The organism is Pseudomonas sp. LBUM1664 (genome assembly GCF_059695895.1).
Map to the genome: position 1 here is coordinate 4,547,621 of NZ_CP166791.1, position 17,052 is coordinate 4,564,672.

Annotated in this window: 18 protein-coding genes and 1 pseudogene; 5 read left to right on the top strand and 14 right to left on the bottom strand. The window is 60.3% G+C overall.

The genetic code is table 11. The features are described 5' to 3' along the window. Window positions 1–149: 149 nt before the first annotated feature. The 8 genes from murB to ACA047_RS21285 all read right to left on the bottom strand — a co-directional run bounded on the left by murB (window position 150) and on the right by ACA047_RS21285 (window position 7,012). On the bottom strand, window positions 150–1,169 hold the full coding sequence (gene murB, locus ACA047_RS21250; RefSeq protein ID WP_497352662.1) for a UDP-N-acetylmuramate dehydrogenase: 1,020 nt from the start codon (window positions 1,167–1,169) through the stop codon (window positions 150–152). Next, on the bottom strand, window positions 1,166–1,630 hold the full coding sequence (locus ACA047_RS21255) for a low molecular weight protein-tyrosine-phosphatase (protein ID WP_497352664.1): 465 nt from the start codon (window positions 1,628–1,630) through the stop codon (window positions 1,166–1,168). Before ACA047_RS21255 ends, murB begins: the two co-directional genes overlap by 4 nt. Beyond that, window positions 1,630–2,394 carry a 3-deoxy-manno-octulosonate cytidylyltransferase gene (kdsB, locus tag ACA047_RS21260; RefSeq protein ID WP_497352666.1) on the bottom strand — a complete coding sequence of 255 codons (765 nt, stop codon included), beginning with the start codon at window positions 2,392–2,394 and terminating at the stop codon, window positions 1,630–1,632. The genes ACA047_RS21255 and kdsB overlap by 1 nt, the downstream gene beginning before the upstream one ends. Beyond that, the gene (locus tag ACA047_RS21265; protein WP_497352668.1) at window positions 2,391–2,576 is read right to left on the bottom strand and encodes a Trm112 family protein; all 186 of its coding nucleotides are present in this window, start codon (window positions 2,574–2,576) and stop codon (window positions 2,391–2,393) included. The genes kdsB and ACA047_RS21265 overlap by 4 nt, the downstream gene beginning before the upstream one ends. A 22-nt stretch (window positions 2,577–2,598) precedes the next feature. Beyond that, window positions 2,599–3,609, bottom strand: a complete 1,011-nt coding sequence (gene lpxK / locus ACA047_RS21270; protein ID WP_497352670.1) for a tetraacyldisaccharide 4'-kinase — start codon at window positions 3,607–3,609, stop codon at window positions 2,599–2,601. Further along, window positions 3,609–4,037: a flagellar polar localization protein PocB gene (pocB, locus tag ACA047_RS21275; RefSeq protein WP_497352672.1), complete on the bottom strand. Its 429-nt coding sequence runs from the start codon at window positions 4,035–4,037 to the stop codon at window positions 3,609–3,611. Before pocB ends, lpxK begins: the two co-directional genes overlap by 1 nt. After that, complete coding sequence (pocA, locus tag ACA047_RS21280; protein ID WP_497352674.1) at window positions 4,034–4,669, bottom strand: flagellar polar localization protein PocA; 636 nt, start codon at window positions 4,667–4,669, stop codon at window positions 4,034–4,036. The genes pocB and pocA overlap by 4 nt, the downstream gene beginning before the upstream one ends. Before the next feature lie 96 nt (window positions 4,670–4,765). Continuing rightward, window positions 4,766–7,012, bottom strand: coding sequence for a DNA internalization-related competence protein ComEC/Rec2 (locus tag ACA047_RS21285; RefSeq protein WP_497352676.1), 2,247 nt, complete (start codon window positions 7,010–7,012; stop codon window positions 4,766–4,768). A gap of 145 nt (window positions 7,013–7,157) precedes the next feature. Here ACA047_RS21285 and ACA047_RS21290 point away from each other — a divergent pair, with 145 nt between their 5' ends. After that, on the top strand, window positions 7,158–7,673 hold the full coding sequence (locus ACA047_RS21290; RefSeq protein ID WP_497352678.1) for a DUF2062 domain-containing protein: 516 nt from the start codon (window positions 7,158–7,160) through the stop codon (window positions 7,671–7,673). A gap of 83 nt (window positions 7,674–7,756) precedes the next feature. Here the strand turns inward: ACA047_RS21290 and ACA047_RS21295 are convergent, their stop codons facing one another. The 4 genes and pseudogenes from ACA047_RS21295 to ACA047_RS21310 form a co-directional block, all read right to left on the bottom strand. Beyond that, the gene (locus ACA047_RS21295; protein WP_497352680.1) at window positions 7,757–8,536 is read right to left on the bottom strand and encodes an ABC transporter permease; all 780 of its coding nucleotides are present in this window, start codon (window positions 8,534–8,536) and stop codon (window positions 7,757–7,759) included. Next, window positions 8,533–9,465 (bottom strand): ABC transporter ATP-binding protein, encoded by a 933-nt coding sequence (locus ACA047_RS21300; protein ID WP_497352682.1) that lies wholly within the window; start codon window positions 9,463–9,465, stop codon window positions 8,533–8,535. The genes ACA047_RS21295 and ACA047_RS21300 overlap by 4 nt, the downstream gene beginning before the upstream one ends. Window positions 9,466–9,639: 174 nt before the next feature. Then, window positions 9,640–10,263, bottom strand: coding sequence for a glutathione S-transferase family protein (locus ACA047_RS21305; protein WP_497352684.1), 624 nt, complete (start codon window positions 10,261–10,263; stop codon window positions 9,640–9,642). A 44-nt stretch (window positions 10,264–10,307) separates the two neighbouring features. Beyond that, window positions 10,308–10,522: pseudogene (locus ACA047_RS21310) on the bottom strand (cysteine protease); the annotation flags it as partial. 240 nt (window positions 10,523–10,762) lie between these two features. On the opposite strand from ACA047_RS21310, the gene ACA047_RS21315 reads away from it, so the two are divergent. Together ACA047_RS21315 and ACA047_RS21320 are read left to right on the top strand one after the other, a co-directional pair. Continuing rightward, window positions 10,763–13,210 carry an acyl-CoA dehydrogenase gene (locus tag ACA047_RS21315; RefSeq protein WP_497352686.1) on the top strand — a complete coding sequence of 816 codons (2,448 nt, stop codon included), beginning with the start codon at window positions 10,763–10,765 and terminating at the stop codon, window positions 13,208–13,210. Between the two features lie 88 nt (window positions 13,211–13,298). Further along, the gene (locus ACA047_RS21320) at window positions 13,299–13,706 is read left to right on the top strand and encodes a PA2817 family protein (RefSeq protein ID WP_497352688.1); all 408 of its coding nucleotides are present in this window, start codon (window positions 13,299–13,301) and stop codon (window positions 13,704–13,706) included. 65 nt (window positions 13,707–13,771) lie between these two features. Here the strand turns inward: ACA047_RS21320 and ACA047_RS21325 are convergent, their stop codons facing one another. Continuing rightward, on the bottom strand, window positions 13,772–14,770 hold the full coding sequence (locus ACA047_RS21325) for a LysR family transcriptional regulator (protein WP_497352690.1): 999 nt from the start codon (window positions 14,768–14,770) through the stop codon (window positions 13,772–13,774). Between the two features lie 90 nt (window positions 14,771–14,860). On the opposite strand from ACA047_RS21325, the gene ACA047_RS21330 reads away from it, so the two are divergent. Then, window positions 14,861–15,487 carry an alanyl-tRNA editing protein gene (locus tag ACA047_RS21330; protein WP_497352692.1) on the top strand — a complete coding sequence of 209 codons (627 nt, stop codon included), beginning with the start codon at window positions 14,861–14,863 and terminating at the stop codon, window positions 15,485–15,487. A gap of 131 nt (window positions 15,488–15,618) precedes the next feature. Here ACA047_RS21330 and ACA047_RS21335 read toward each other — a convergent pair whose 3' ends face one another. Further along, window positions 15,619–16,050 carry an Lrp/AsnC family transcriptional regulator gene (locus ACA047_RS21335; RefSeq protein ID WP_497352694.1) on the bottom strand — a complete coding sequence of 144 codons (432 nt, stop codon included), beginning with the start codon at window positions 16,048–16,050 and terminating at the stop codon, window positions 15,619–15,621. Window positions 16,051–16,251: 201 nt separating this feature from the next. Here ACA047_RS21335 and ACA047_RS21340 point away from each other — a divergent pair, with 201 nt between their 5' ends. After that, window positions 16,252–16,968 (top strand): YczE/YyaS/YitT family protein, encoded by a 717-nt coding sequence (locus tag ACA047_RS21340; RefSeq protein WP_497352696.1) that lies wholly within the window; start codon window positions 16,252–16,254, stop codon window positions 16,966–16,968. The last annotated feature ends 84 nt before the right edge of the window (window positions 16,969–17,052 follow it).

Consider the following 17,052-nt stretch of genomic DNA (forward strand, 5'->3'; position numbering starts at 1 on the left):
TATCTGCACCGGGCCTTCAAGGGTGCGATGGTCGCACCGTAGGGAGCTAAATTAACCCAGGATCAAGCAAAACGCCCTGCACGATCCTGCACAAATGATCCTTGCGCGAGGTTGTACAGGGCGTTTTTGGCCGTCGATGAAAGCGGCGTTCAGTACCGATTGGGTTCCATTTCCAGATCGACCTGGAAACGTTCGGCAATGTCTTTCTGGATGCGCAGGGCCAGGTCCAGCAGTTGCGGGCCAGTGGCATTGCCATAGTTGACCAGCACCAGCGCCTGCAACTGATGCACCCCGGCGTCACCTTCGCGAAAGCCCTTCCAACCGGCCCGCTCAATCAGCCAACCCGCGGCGATTTTCATCTGCCCTTCGGGCTGTGGATAAGCCACCAGATCCGGGTATTGCACCTTGAGTTGCGCCACTTGCGTGGCCGGCACCAGCGGGTTCTTGAAGAAACTTCCGGCGTTGCCGAGCACGGCGGGGTCTGGGAGTTTTTCGCTGCGAATGCTGCAAATGGCCCGGCTGACATCGGTGGGAGTTGCCTGATCGATGCCCTGCTCGGTCAACCGTTGGCGGACCGGGCCGTACTCCAGATGCAAATGCGCGGCGCGACTGAGGACAAAACGTACCCGCAGGATCAACCAGCGACCTGCTTGCTGTTTGAACAGGCTGTCGCGGTAGGCGAAACGGCATTCTTCAAGTGTGAAATCGTGCAGCTCACCGGTTTGACGATCCAGGGCGGTGAGGCCGGCAAATACATCCTTGATCTCCACGCCGTAGGCACCGATGTTCTGCATCGGCGCGGCGCCCACCGTACCGGGGATCAGGCTGAGGTTCTCCAGCCCCGACCAGCCTTGCGCCAGCGTGTGTTGAACAAATGGGTGCCACGGCTCCCCTGCTTCGGCCTCGACCACCACCCGTTCGCCGTCATCGCTGAGCAGTCGAACGCCCTGGCTGGCCATGCGCAGCACCAGTGCATCGATGTTGCCGGTCAGCAGCAGGTTGCTGCCGCCGCCGATCACCAGCAACGGCACTTCATGTGCGGTTGCATAGGCCAGCGCCTCGCGAACATCCCCATCGCTGTGGGCTTGAGCGAACAACCGAGCCGTAACGTCCACACCGAAGCTGTTGAACGGTTTGAGGCTGACGCCCGCCTGTACCTGCAAGGTCATAACCGCCCCTTCAATTCGACGACCAGGCGGTCCGTGGCGAGTTCGAGCAAATCCAGCACGTGCTCGAAGCCCTGTTCGCCGTCGTAGTACGGGTCCGGCACGTCATCGAGTTCGGCCTCGTAGCGACGCAGGAACAGATCCAGCTCAGCCCCGCCATTGGCCGGTTGCAGGGCCTTGAGACTGTGCAGGTTGCTGCTGTCCATCGCCAGGATCAGGTCGTAGGCGGCAAAATCGGCACGGGTCACCTGCTGCGCACGTTGGGCCGACAAGTCATAGCCGCGTCGCAGGGCCGCAGCCTGGCTGCGCTTGTCCGGGGCCTTGCCCACGTGCCAGTCACCAGTGCCGGCGGAGGCAACTTCTACCTGCCCGGCCAGCCCGGCCTCACGCAGCTTATGCCGCAAGATGCCTTCGGCGGTGGGTGATCGGCAGATGTTGCCGAGGCAGACGAACAGAACCCGCATCAGGCCTCCAGCAGGCGACGAACGCGCTCGAGGTCTTCGGGAGTGTCAACGCCGGTCGGTGGGGCGATCAGCGCATCAGCAACATGGATCCGCACGCCGTGCCACAGGGCACGCAGCTGTTCCAGGGATTCGGTGTTTTCCAGCCAGCACGGGCCCCAGGCAACGAAGTCCTGGAGGAAACCGGCGCGGTAGGCGTAGATACCAATGTGACGGCGATACGGCACGCCTTCCGGCAGCACGTCCCGGCCTTGAGCGAACGCATCCCGGGCCCAGGGCAATGTCGCGCGGCTGAACGTCAGCGCCAGACCGTTGAGGTCACTGACCACCTTGACCACGTTAGGGTTGAACAGGGTCTGCACATCCTTGATCGGCTCGGCCAGAGTAGCCATGCGCGCTTCGGTGTGAGCCGCCAGGTTGGCAGCAACCTGATCGATCACGCTGGGCGGGATCAACGGCTCGTCGCCCTGCACATTGACCACGATGGCGTCGGGTTCCAGGCTCAACTTCGCAGCGACCTCCGCCAGGCGATCGGTACCCGAGTTGTGATCTTCGCGGGTCAGCACCACCTCGGCGCCAAACCCCTTGCAGGCCTCCACGATGCGCGCATCGTCCGTCGCCACCACCACACGCTGGGCGCTGCTCTTGCAAGCCTGCTCCCACACGTGCTGGATCATCGGCTTGCCGGCGATCGACAGCAACGGTTTGCCGGGCAGGCGCGTCGAGGCGAAGCGCGACGGAATGACAACGGTAAAGGCTGCGGTCATTTCTCCAGGCGCTCATCGGTGGTCAGGGTGCGGGCTTCGCTTTCGAGCATCACCGGGATGCCGTCGCGAATCGGATAAGCCAGGCCAGCACCCTTGCTGATCAGTTCGGTCTTGTCGGCGCTGAGCTTGAGTGGGCCTTTGCAGACCGGGCAGGCCAGAATGTCGAGCAATTTGGTGTCCATGAAATTCCCCTGGATAAAAGGTTTAAGGTAAAAGCCGATCCGGCAACAGACGCATCAACTGCATATCGAACCAGACCGCGAAGGCCTGTGATGGCGCTGCGTCCACCGCCAGGTACCACCAGTCAGGCGCGGCGAAGGCACGGCATTTGACCGCGTCCTTTTCCGTCATGACCACCGGTAACGCCGGCGTAAAATTCAAGGCCTGGGCGCTGTATTCGGCGTGATCGGCAAACACGTGAGGTATTGGCCGCCAGTGTAGCGTTTCGAGGGTTTTGAAGAAACGCTGCGGATTGCCGATGCCAGCCACGGCGTGCAATGCCTGGCCGGGCGGAAAATGGTCGAGGGGCCGTCGTTCGCCGCTGGCCAGGTTCACCAGGGCAGTGGGCTGCAACTCGAAGGCGAAGCCGCCTTCACGGTCGGCACTGGCGCCATTGTAGAGTACGGCGTCTACCGATTGCAGGCGCTCGACCGGTTCGCGCAACGGGCCGGCAGGCAGACAACGCCGGTTACCCAGGCCTCGGGCATTGTCGATCAGTACGAGTTCAAGGTCCCGGGCCAGCCGATAATGTTGCATGCCGTCGTCGGACAAAATCAGGTCCAGCGGTTCGGCTGCAAGCAACGCCCGGACCGCACGGCTGCGGTCCGGATCGATCATCAGCGGTACGCCGGTGCGCTGGACGATCAGCAGCGGCTCGTCGCCTGCGATGTCGGCCCCCTGATCAGCTTCGACTCGCCACGGCAGTTGCGGCGGCTTGGCGCCATAACCCCGGCTGACCACGCCAACCCGCAGGCCACTGCGCTGGCAGTGCTGGATCATCCACAGGATCAGCGGCGTCTTGCCGGTGCCCCCCACGGTGATGTTGCCGACGACAATCAGCGGCACGGGCGGCTGGTAAATCTCACCCTCACCCGCCAGGAAACGCTTGCGCTTACTGTCCACCACCCGCCGGTACAGCCACTCCAGTGGCCGCAACAACGTCAAGGCCGGGTGACCTTCGTACCAGGCGGCGAGCAATCGATCGGACATGGCCATCAGGGTGCAGGCGCCGCCTCGACCGTGGTCATGCGCAGATGGCTGAAGCCGAGCTTGCCGGCCGCGTCCATGGCGGTGATGACGGATTGATGAGGGGTCTTGCCGTCAGCGCTGATGGACAGCGGCAGCTTGGTGTCGCCGCCGGACTCCTTCTGCAAGGCTTCGATCAGGCTCGCCAGGTCGCTCTTGGGCAGCAACTGGTTGTTCACCGAGAACGCCCCTTCGGCGCTGATGGTGATTTCCAGGTTTTTCAGCTGCTGGTCTTCGGCCGGCGAGCCGCTGACGGCTTCCGGCAATTCGACCTTGAGCTGGGTTTCCCGGGTGAAGGTGGTGGTCACGACGAAAAACAGCAACAAGATGAACACCACGTCGATCAGCGACGCGAGGTTGATATCAATGTTTTCCCGTGGTTTGCGGCGGAATTTCACTTCTTGTCCCCGGCCAGGTCCACGTCACGGTCACCCTGTACCACCTCGACCAGTTTGATGGCTTCCTGTTCCATGCCCACCACCAGTTCGTCGATGCGTCGTTGCAGGAACCGATGGAAGAACACGGCTGGGATACCCACCATCAGGCCAGCGGCGGTGGTGATCAGGGCCTTGGAAATACCGCCCGCCAGCACCGCGGCGTTAGTGGTCATGCCAGAGCCGGTAAACGCGCTGAAAATATCGATCATGCCCAGCACCGTCCCCAAAAGGCCCAGCAGCGGGGACATAGCGGCGATGGTGCCCAGGGCGTTGATGTAGCGCTCCAGCTCATGGATGACCCGGGCGGCGGCTTCTTCAATGCACTCTTTCATGATCTCGCGACCATGCTTGGAGTTCGCCAGGCCCGCGGCGAGGATTTCCCCCAAAGGCGAACTGGCCCGCAGCTCCTTGAGCTTGTCCTTGTTCAGTTGTTTGTCCTTGATCCAGACCCAGACCTGTCCGACCAAATGCTCCGGAGCCACGCGGCTGGCCCGCAGGGTCCACAGGCGTTCGGCAACGATGCCCAGTGCCGCGATGGAACTCAGAATGATCGGTAACATCATCCAGCCGCCGGATTTGACCAATTCCCACACAGTGAAAGCCCCCTCGAAAAAGTGCGCCACTTTATCATACAGACTCGCCTTGGAGGCCCGACCCACTGATAACACCCTCGCGCAAGGTACGCCTGGTCAATGATGCGCCCATGGCCCCGCAAACGGTGGGTCACGCCAGTAGCGCCGAAGCCCGGCCTGGGTGCGCGGCAGCTCGAAGGCGCCCAGTTGCAGACGAATAGCACCCTGCTCGGCACTGTCGTAGATCGCCATACCCAACCGTCGGTAACGCGCCATCACCCGGGGATGCGGATGGCCGAACGCATTGCCTTGGCCTCGGGAGATCAACACCGAATGAGGTTTGAGGCGCGACAGCAGGGCCATCGACGATGAGCTGCGGCTGCCATGATGAGGCGCGGCCAGCCACTGGATCGGTATCGCCAGGGGCCCGTCGAGCAAGGCGCGCTCGGCATGGGTGTCGATGTCGCCGGTCAACAGCAACCGCTCGCCGCCGGCCTCGACCAGCAACACGCAGGACTTCTGGTTGCTTTCGAAGGCAGATGACCACTGCCACAGCTCGAACCTGACCCCGTCCCATTCCCAGCGCACGCCGCTGTCGCACGCCCCAGCCTGCAGGGTGGAGGGCAACGCGGCAGGATCGCCACTGATCACCCGCGTCGTGAGCAGCCCGCTGTGCACGGCTTGGGCGCCGCCGGCGTGATCGGCGTCGGCATGGCTGAGCAGCATCAGGTCCACCCTTTGCACACCCAGCTTGCGCAAGGCGGGCAGAACGACGCGTTCACCCGCATCGGCCTCGCCAAAGCGCGGCCCCGCATCGTAAAGCAGGGTGTGGTGACGGGTGCGCACCAGCACCGCCAGCCCCTGGCCCACGTCCAGTTGCCAGATTTCGGCTTGCCCTTGCGGTACATCTTCTCGTGGAGGAAAAACCATCAGCAGCAACATCGGCCAGCCCAGCACCCGCAGCGGTACGCCCTTGGGCAGCAGCAGTAAAAAAGCACCGAGGGCGGCAATGCACCAGGCCCAAAATGGAACCGAAGCGGGAACCCACGCCGGCATTCGCCCGGCAACCAGCGCCAGCCCCTTGAACAACAGATCGAGCAAACCACCGGCGATCCACAGCAGCCCTTCACCGACGAATGGCACCGCTAACAACGCCGTGCCGAGCAGCGCCGTTGGCAACACCAACAGGCTGATCCAGGGCACCGCCAACAGATTCACCAGTGGCCCGCTGAGGCTGACCGGCAAACCCAATATCAACAATAGCGGGCACAGCCCGACCGCAACCAGCCACTGGGCACGGGTCCAGCTTTGCCACCAACGCCAGGGGCCCAGGCGACCGCCAAAGGTGAACATCAATATCGCCACCGCAGCAAACGACAGCCAGAACCCTGGCCGCAAGCTGGCCAGCGGATCGAACACCAGCACCCCATCGAAGGCCAGCAGCCACGCCCACCACGGGTGCGGATGCCTGAAGCACAGGCGCCACAACAGCACCAGGCCGATCATCGCGCAGGCCCGCCGCACCGGCACCTCAAACCCGGCGAGTAAGCCATAACCCAGGGCCGCGCTGAAGGCCAGCACGCAGGCCCAGGGCAACCACGGCAGACGGACAGGCCACACGCCATAGCGCGCCGCAGCGGCCACCAACAGGTACACCAGGCCAGCGAGCAGCCCGATGTGTTGCCCGGAAATCACCAATAAATGAACCGTGCCGGTGTCTTGCAGCACCTGCCAGTCATCGCGGCTCAACCCGGCGCCGTCGCCCAGGACCAAGGCCGCCAGCGCACCGGAGCGGCCCTGGGCATCGACCTGGGCCAGCGCCTGTCGCACTCCGTCGCGCCAAGCGCCTTGGGCCGCGTGCAGGCGGCGACCGTCCTTGACCGTACCGGTGGCGCCGATGCCCCGGCTCAACAGCCAGGCTTGATAGTCGAAGCCGTGTGGGTTCAGCAGCCCGGCAGGCCGCTTGAGCTTCACTGCCAGCCGCCATCGCTCGCCGCTGCTGACAGGCGGTCCACCGAACCAGGCCAGGCGCATCGACGACGGTAACCGGGTGCGGCGTGAACGGGCATCGTCCAGTTCGAAGCGCGCTACGCCGTCGCTGTTCTGCGGCAAACCGACGACACGTCCCTCGACCCAGCGGGTTTCTCCGTCCAGTGCGACGGGCAGCCGGTCGTCCAGTGCAAACTGCGCACACAAGCAGGCCCAGGCCAACCCGAGCAGGAAAAAACCCAGCGGGTAAGCTCGAAACGGCAAAACCATCAGCGCCAGCACTGGCATGGCTGCAATCAGCCACAACGGCGGCAATGCCGGTAAAAAAACCGGGGCCAACAGCCCCAGTGCAAGCGCGACCATCCCTGTGCGCATAACCCCATCCTTGAGAGTCCCCTCTTCAGGCATAGCCGGTCTGGGGCACCGTGGGCGTTATCAATTGTCACAAAGTCTGAATCTGTCGGCCGTAGAATCCGGACATACTTGCGGCCTTACTGCTTTGAACCGACCGAGAACCCTTATGCCCCGGCGCCTATTCAAACGTTACATGCCTGACCCAGCGAGCATTCGGGAACACAAGTCCTTACGTTTTCTCGGCACCCTGCTGCACGACCCCAACCTCTGGCACCTCAATCGCCACTCGGTGGCCCGGGCGATGGCCGTCGGTCTGTTTGCTGCTTTCCTGCCAATACCGTTGCAGATGTTGGTGGCCGCCGCACTCGCCATCATTGTGCGCGGCAATATACCGATTGCGGTGAGCCTGGTCTGGCTGACCAACCCCATCACCATGCCGGCGGTGTTTTTCTGCACCTATCAGACCGGCGCCTGGCTGATGGACGTTCCACCCCGCACGTTGCCGGAAGAACTGACCTGGGAGTGGATCACCGACCAGTTGTCCACCTTGTGGCAACCGTTTCTGCTGGGCTCGGTGGTGACCGGCCTGGTGCTCGGCGCCCTGGCCTACTTCATCACCATGAGCTACTGGCGCTGGTGGGTCACCCGGCAATGGAATCGACGCAAGAAAAACCGGATGTGAAATGCAAAAAAAGGCCTCCTGAGCATGGAGGCCTTTTTTGTGGTGTTCGCGATGGCGATATATCAGTCAACATACATGCTGGATCAAGTACGCATCCCACGCCCACTGACCAACAGCCGCGCGCAACCGACATAGAGCACCACGGTCGCCACGAGCATGAAGGTAATCGCGACACTGATTTTGATGTCCGAAACCCCGAGGATGCCGTAGCGGAAGGCGTTGACCATGTGCAGCACCGGGTTGGCCAGGGATACGGTCTGCCAGAACGGTGGCAGCAGGGAGATCGAGTAGAACACCCCGCCCAGGTAAGTCAGCGGCGTGAGCACGAACGTCGGGATGATGGAGATGTCATCGAAGTTGCGTGCAAACACCGCATTGATGAACCCAAGCAGGGAAAAGATCGTCGCCGTGAACACCACGACCAGTACCGTCACCCCCAGGTGATGCACCTGCAAATGGGTGAAGAACAGCGACAACAAGGTCACGATCAGGCCTACGGCCAGGCCTCGCAACACGCCGCCCAAGGTGTAACCGATCAGAATCGTATGGGGCGAAACCGGCGAGACCATCAGTTCTTCGATCGAACGCTGGAACTTGCTGCCGAAGAAACTCGACACCACGTTGCCGTAGGAATTGGTGATCACCGACATCATGATCAGCCCCGGCACGATGTAGTCCATGTACGTGAAACCGCCCATGTCGCCGATCTGCCGGCCGATCAGGTTGCCGAAGATCACGAAGTACAAAACCATGGTGATGGCCGGCGGCAGCAAGGTCTGCGGCCAGATCCGCATGAAGCGCCGGACTTCGCGGTAAACGATGGTATTGAGGGCGATTAGGTTGGGGCGAAATTCGGAACTCATATCGCCACCTTGGCCAGATTTTTCTCTACCAGAGACACGAACAACTCCTCGAGACGATTGGTTTTGTTGCGCAGGCTCTGCACTTCGATGTTCTGCAGCGACAGCTGGGAGAACAAGCCGGTAATGCCGACGGCCTTATCCACCTGGACTTCCAGGGTATGGCTGTCTACCAGCCGGGCCGGATAACCCATGAGCTGCGGTGCGATCTTCAGGTCGTTTTTCAGATCCAGCAGGAAAGTTTCCACATGCAGTTGGCTGAGCAACTGCCGCATGCTGGTGTTCTCGACGATGGTGCCGTGGTCGATGATGCCGATGTTGCGGCACAGCTGCTCGGCCTCTTCCAGGTAATGCGTGGTGAGGATGATGGTGATGCCTTTCTGGTTCAGTTCGGTCAGGAAGGTCCACATCGAACGACGCAGCTCGATGTCCACGCCTGCAGTTGGTTCATCGAGGATCAGCAGACGCGGCTCATGCACCAGCGCGCGGGCAATCATCAATCGCCGCTTCATGCCACCAGACAACGAACGGGACGGCACGTCACGCTTGTCCCACAACCCCAACTGGGTCAGGTACTGCTCGGCTCGCTCGTTGGCGATTTTCGGCGGGATGCCGTAGTAACCAGCCTGGGTCACGACGATGTCGAAGGTCTTCTCGAACTGGTTGAAATTGAATTCCTGGGGCACCACGCCGATGCAGCGTTTGAGAGCGGCGGGCTCGCGGTCCAGGTCATGACCAAAAATATTCACCGTACCGCTGGTTTTGTTCACCAGCGTGGAAAGAATGCCAATGGTGGTGGATTTGCCGGCACCGTTGGGGCCGAGCAAGGCGAAAAAGTCACCTTCGGCGACGTCCAGATCGATACCACTCAAGGCCTGGAAACCGTTGCCGTAGGTTTTGGTTAGCTGCCGGATGGACAGAGCGGAACTCATATCGGATTTACGCACCAAGAAGGGATGAAAGAGTTAGTGTCCTGCCTCCCAAACAGTGTTTATGAGGCAGGACATTAGATAAGGGCGGTCGGCGCACAATGCAACCGCGGCGCACGAAGGCAATGGTGCGTGGCGTCGCCGCACAAGTACAGTCAAGTGTGTCGATAGTAGGTATTAAGTCAACGCGGTCATGACGGCCTTGCGGTAAGCCGGACGCTGCTGCAGCCGCGCGTACCAGGCCTGCAGGTGCGGCAGCTCAGCCCGTTCGATAGGCATCTCGAACCAGGCATAAATGAAACTGCCCAGAGGAATATCGCCCATGCCGATTTCGTCGCCCGATAGGTAAGGCTGTTCGCTCAACGCCTGGTCCGCCATCGCCAGCAAGCCGTCGCAAACCTTGACCGCTGCGTTGATAGCAGCCCAATCCTGCTGCTCGGCCGGGGTGCGCAAGACACCCCAGAACACAGGGCGAAACGGATCGGCAAGGGTGGAGGTGGTCCAGTCCATCCATTTTTCAGCATTGGCTCGAGCCTGCACATCGGTCGGATACCAGGCCGAGCCCGACGCATGGCGAGCCGCCAGATAACGCACGATGGTGTTGGATTCCCAGAGTACGAAACCGTCGTCTTCGATCATCGGAACGCGGCCATTGGGGTTCTTCGCGCGGTACTCGGGCGTGTCCACCACACCGAACGCGCCGCCCGCGTCGATGGCCTCGTAGGCCAGCCCCAACTCTTCGGCGCACCACAGCGCCTTGCGCACATTCGATGAATTTTTCCGGCCCCAGATTTTCAGCATCACGGCGTCCTCAATGGATAAATGCCGCAGCAGCATACGCCGGATCAGCCGCGGCTCAAATCGCCCTGCATGTCACCGAGCGGGGCGACAATTGATCGGCGAACAGCTGCCGATAGCATTCATGGCGACCGTCTAACTCCAGGGGCGCCACGTCTAACAACTCACACAAACCTTGATTGAAGGCTGGCGTGGCTTTGACCCAGCGCCCGTTCAGGTACAGTTCGGTATAACCGTGCATGGCGAACACGTCACTCTTGAGCAATGGGATGTACGCCTCGAGTCTATCCACAGCTCCAACACAGAGATAACGGCGTTTCGGCCAAACAATGGCGCTTTCTCACTTTGCCAACGAACGATTTCCCACGGCTGTTGCCAACCAGACTGGCGCAATGCATCCAGAATTTCCCACGAGGTCAATCACATCGCGCTGACCGCCGGTTTTGCAGATGCCGTCTAAGCTCTGAGGGTCGGTTTTGCCTTGGTTCACGGAGGATTAAATATGCTGTTGTTGTGGATACTGGTTCTGGTCATCGGGATCGCCTGGCTGGCGCATCGACGCACTGACCCGCTGCCCGCCCTGGGTATTGTCGCGGTCTACCTGCTGGCCATGGGCGTCTTCAGCCACGCCCCCGGTTGGCTGATGCTGATCCTCTGGGTGGTGCTCGCCGCCGTCGCGGCCCCTCTGCTGCTGCCAGACCTGCGCCGCAAATATTTCAGCGCGCCGATGTTCGACTGGTTCCAGAAAACCCTGCCCCCCATGTCAGAAACCGAGCGCGACGCTATCGACGCCGGCACGGTGTGGTGGGATGGCGAACTGTTCAGCGGCCGACCGGACTGGGACATGCTGCTGGCCTACCCCAAGGTGCAACTGACCGAAGAGGAGCAGGCTTTCCTCGACGGCCCTACCGAAGCACTCTGTGCCATGGTCAGCGACTGGGAGATCGGCCAGGCCATGGACCTGCCGCCTGAAGCCTGGGCCCACATCAAGGAACACGGTTTTTTTGCGCTGATCATTCCGAAGGAGTATGGCGGCAAAGGCTTTTCCGCTTACGCCCACTCCCAGGTGGCAATGAAACTGGCCACCCGCAGCGGTGACCTGGCCTCTACTGTAATGGTCCCCAACTCCCTCGGCCCGGCGGAACTGCTGCTGCACTACGGCACCGACGAACAACGCAACCATTACCTGCCGCGACTGGCCCGTGGCGACGATATCCCCTGCTTCGCCCTGACCGGACCGCTGGCCGGCTCCGACGCCGGGGCGATGCCAGACACCGGCATCATCTGCCGGGGTGAATGGGAAGGCCAGCAAACCCTGGGCCTGCGCCTGAACTGGGAAAAGCGCTACATCACCCTGGGCCCGGTGGCCACCCTCCTCGGCCTGGCCTTCAAGGCTTACGACCCCGACCACCTGCTGGGTGACGAAGAAGACCTGGGCATCAGCCTTGCCTTGATTCCCACCGACACCCCCGGCGTCAATATCGGCCGTCGTCACCTGCCCCTCGGCGCTGCGTTCATGAACGGACCGAACTGGGGCAAGGACGTGTTCATCCCGCTGGACTTTCTCATCGGCGGCCAGGGCATGCTCGGCAAGGGCTGGATGATGCTGATGAATTGCCTGTCGGTCGGGCGCTCGATTTCCCTGCCGGCGGTGGGCACCGGTGCGGCGAAGTTCACCAGCCTGGTAACCGGCCAATACGCTCAGGTGCGGGAACAGTTCAACGTACCGTTATCGGCCTTCGAAGGCATTCAGGAAGCCATGGCGCGTATCGGTGGCAACGCCTGGATGATGGATGCCGCACGGATGCTGACCGCCAACGCGGTGGACCTGGGTGAAAAACCTTCGGTGCTCTCGGCGATCCTCAAATACCACCTGACCGAACGTGGCCGCGAGTGCATCAGCCACGCCATGGACGTGCACGGCGGCAAGGGCATCATCATGGGCCCGAACAACTACCTGGGCCGCAGTTGGCAAGGTGCGCCGATCTTCATCACAGTGGAGGGCGCGAACATTCTGTCGCGCAACCTGATGATCTTCGGTCAAGGTGCGATCCGCTGCCATCCGTTCGTGCTCAAGGAAATGGCCCTGGCAGGTCGTGAAGACAAAGACCAGGCGCTGATCGAGTTCGACGGGTTGTTGCTCAAGCACATCGGTTTTGCCATCAGCAACGCCGCCAGCACCCTGGTGCTGAACCTGGGCCTGGGGCGTTTCGAAAGAGCCCCCGGCAACGCCTTGAGCCAGGGTTACTTCCGCGCACTCAACCGGCAGGCGGCGGCATTCGCCCTTCTGGCGGACCTGAGCATGATGCTGCTGGGCGGCGAACTCAAACGTCGCGAACGGCTGTCGGCACGCCTGGGCGATGTATTGAGCAACCTCTACCTGGCCAGCGCAGCGCTCAAGCGCTACCACGACCTGGATTCGCCGGACCACATGGCGCCGTTGTTTACCTGGGCCATGGAAGAAAGCCTGGGCCAGTCGGAGCGTGCACTGGACGAACTGCTGGGCAACTTCCCAAACCGGGTGCTGGGTTGCGTGTTGCGACTGGTGGTATTCCCCTTCGGCCGTCGCCACAAGGGCCCGAGCGACAGGCTCGATGCCGAAGTGGCCGCAGTGATCGGCCGTGCCAAGGGCGATCCGACCCTCGAGGAGTTATTGCAGGGTTGCTATCGCCCGCAATCGGCCGACGATCCAGTGGGTGCGCTGCAACACGCCTCCGATCTGCTGGCCGCCGCCCATCCGCTGCACAAAAAACTGCACGGTGCGCTCAAGCAGGGTCAGCTCAACCCGGCTCCCGGCGAACACCTCATCGACGCTGCCCTGGAGGCAGGTGTGCTGCAGGCCGGTGAAGCCCAGACCCTACGCGCAGCCGAAGCGGCGCGACGCAAGGTGATCGACGTGGATGACTTTGCCAAGGAGGACCTGATGCTCGCCGAAGCCAAGGTCCGCTGATCCTGGCGGCCATATGCTCTCTACCATGTAAAAGCGGGCGCAAGAGCTTTATACTCCTGCGCCCGTTTTGCTCTTGAGGACTTATCTCGTGTCCAATGTCGTTGCCGATCACCTTGTCTTGCTTGACCACTTGCGCAGCATCCTGGTCGCCGTGGGTGAGGCCGAACAGGTTCCCGAAGAAAGCCATGTGCTATTCCTGGAGCGCTTCGACGAATTGCGTGCGCTGTTGCCCGTTGACCCGATCGAAAGCCAGTACCTGGGTCAGGACCTCCTGTGCCAGGTGGTTGTCCGTTATCCACAGATCGCCCACCTGGTGCCTCGCGACCTGCTGTGGTACTTCGCTGGTGACTGCCTGCACTACATGCCTGACGAAGAAATCGCCCTGTACCAGGCCCTGGAAGAACGTCGTTTCGAAGCGGAACAAAACGACGAGCCCTTCGACTGGAACCAGGAAAAGCAATTGCTGGCCATGTCGGATCAGGACAGCAAGCACTGATTACCACCAGTCCTGCAAAGGCCCGCACGGTTAACCCTGCGGGCCTTTTTTATTGATCCTTGGCCTCAAAACAACCCATCACTCTCCGGCAGCTCATAGTGCGCCGCAACGCTGGCCGTACCACTCGACTTGCCCACCTTATTCAAGGTCGGCTCCTTCTCCATGCACGCCACCAGATAATCGATGAACACCCGCAGTTTCGGCGGCAGGTAGCGGGTCGGCGAGTGCAGCAGCCACAAGCCGCCATGGTAGGACGCCAGGAACGTCCAATCTGCCAGCACCTGCACGATCAACCCTTGCTCCAACGCGTGTCGGGCCGTGAAATACGGCAGGCTACCGATGCCGATGTGCTGCAAAACCGCTCCCAATCGCACGCCTGTGTGATTGGCCGCATAGCGTCCGCGCACGCCCACCGTGACGGACTTGGTGCCTCTCCTGAGTTTCCAGCGAGCATCGTTTGGGGTTTCCCCCAGATAAATACAGCTGTGCTCAAGCAAATCATGGGGATGCTCGGGGATGCCATGTTCGGCCAGGTATTGCGGCGTGGCGCAGAGCAGGTGATCGATGGTCAACAACTGACGGCCCACCAGGCCGGCCGGCGGCTGATCGGTGATCCGGATGGCCAGGTCGACATGATCGTCGATGAGATCGACCTGCCGATCTTCCAGCAGCAGCTCCACATCGATCTTGGGGTAGCGACGCAAAAAATCGGGCATGTGGGGATGAATCACAAAGCGCCCCACCGCCTTGGGCACGCTGACGCGAATCCGCCCTTCGGCTTCATGGGTGAACTGGCCGCTGATTTCCATCACCGACCGCGCAGCGGCGACCATTTCCTGGCAGCGCTTGAACACCTCTTCCCCGCCATCGCTCAAACGCAACTTGCGGGTGGTGCGCTGCAACAATCGGGTAGCCAGGGCTTTCTCCAGGCGAGAAATGCTGCGGCTGACAGCCGACGGCGATGAGCCCGACTGGCGGGCCGCTTCGGAGAAACTGCCGGTCTCCACGACCTTGACGAAGATGGCCATCTCGGCGAGCAACGGCAGCGGTAGATTTGTGCTCATGGCGCAACAGTCCTTTGAAATGTTAGCGGATTATCACCAATTTCAACGCCACTTATAATCCAGACACAAATTTTGATGTGGGTATGAGATATGACGCTCCGCCTCTTTTTCCAGAGTGATGACCTTGAAGCCACCGTGGAAGTCCTGGAGTGCAGCCCCCGGGAAAACGAATTTGCCGTGGTACTGGGCGCGTCTCTGTTTCATCCTCAGGGCGGCGGCCAGCCCTGTGACACCGGTTGGATCGGTAAAAGCCAGGTGCTGCGCGTCGTCCAGGATGGGCCGCAGATCATTCATTATGTCGACCGCCCGGTGGCCTTGGGTATGACCTCGATCTACGTGGACGAGCAGCGTCGGCTGTTGAATTCGCGCCTGCATTCGGCCGGGCATCTGATCGGTCATTTCGCCGAAGCCCGCGGCTGGATACCGATCAAAGCCCATCACTGGCCCGGCGAATGCCGTGTGCAATTCAAACCGGCGGAGAATCCCCAGGAACTGGACGCGTCGATGATCCAACAAGGCATCGATAAGTGGATCGCCAACGACCTGCCTCGCCTGATCGCGTCGCGCGAAGGCTCGCGGGAAGTCGGTTTCGGTGAGCTGGCCGGCTATGGCTGCGGCGGTACCCATGTGCGGCGCTTGCAGGAGTTAGGGACGGTTACCATCGCCTCGCTTTCACAGAAGAAAGGAACGCTGTCGGTTCACTACCACGTGGACTGATAACGCCGGCCCCGGCCCCCAGGAACAGGCCCGCCGGCTTATTCCCTTACTCCGTTCGCAGTCCGTTTGCATGTTGATGAAATACCGAGACATGGCGTTACACGAGGGCAGCCGCTGCGCAACGTAGCGGCTCAAGGGGCAAGCTTTCTTCTCTCTATAGGGACTGACAACACAATGCTTGTACGTGTCTCGCCGTACGCGTTGATATTCGCAATGATGTTTTCGATCTCGGCCATTGACTTGGCATAGATTCGGATCAGGTAAGAGTCGTTACCCGTGATGTGTAGACACTCAACGACTTCAGGGATGTCGTTGAGTGTCGCAATCAATTTGGATTTCGCCGGCTTGAGGGTGGTGATGCCAACGACGGCAGATATACCGTACCCGAGCTTGGTTGGATCTAACTGAGCGCTATAACCCTTGATGACACCGGAGTCTTCGAGCTTGCGCAGCCTGTCCGTGGTGGCGGGAATAGACAGACCTGCGTGCTTGGACAGCTCGGTGATGGAAATGCGACCACAGTCCTGCACCTTCCCCAGGATTTTTATGTCTATACGATCCATGTGCGTTTCCCCCTGCAAGAAGTATAAATTTTAATGAAAAGCACGAGTTTTTCATTAAAAAAATCATGCACCAAAATAAAGCAGAGTGCTAGTCTATTTCCTGCCTGAAAAGCCTAAAAAGAATCCGGGCAATCAATAGCCCCTCCTCTTTAGCATGAAGCACTGCATAATAAAATATTTCTCTCCAGGGACAGCGCTCGCATGGAAGATGAAAAAATAAAGTGTGTAAAAAAGTCCTATCTACTCACCCAGTATATTGGAACGCAAGTCCTAGATTTCCGTCGTTTCAAGAGGGATCAAATTCTGATGTATCTGGCGGGCGTCACCTTTTTCTCGGTGGGTGCCAAGTTCTTCATCGTCAGTCAACTGGGAACGGATCCTTTAGATGTCCTGATCATCTCGATAGATAAAATGCTCCTGCTCGGCATGGGTGTTTGCTCGGCGATTGTGTCTCTATTCTTTCTGCTGTGGTGGATGCTCTGGAACAAAAAGTACCCTCCGATCAGTCCATTTATTACAACCACGCTAACAGGCCTGCTGATTGACCTCTGGTCCGTATTGGGACTGGGAGAGTATTTGATTACCCGAGTGAGTGAGTACACGCTATTGGCAATGGGACTGATGCTGTGTGCTTATTCATCCGCACTGATCATCATGAGCGGTATTGGCATCAGAATCATGGACTTGGTAGTGCTCACCATGGTTTCCAAATGGGCGTGGTCATTCACCAAAGCCAAAATGATAATTGAAGTGGGTATCTTTACAACCGGCTGGCTTTTAGGTGGGCCATTCGGCCTGGGCACCCTTGCATTCCTGTTGGTCATAGGCCCACTGATACAACCCTTCATGAACATGAATGCCAGGCGCTTTTCACTTAAAAACTACGGACTGATCCGCGCGTCTTCTATCTACCCATAATTCCGAGAGAAAGTGCCACGACTGTGGCGCCGGCATTGCTTCGCCCTGACTATTTTAACCGATGATGTTGACAGCAACTTCCGT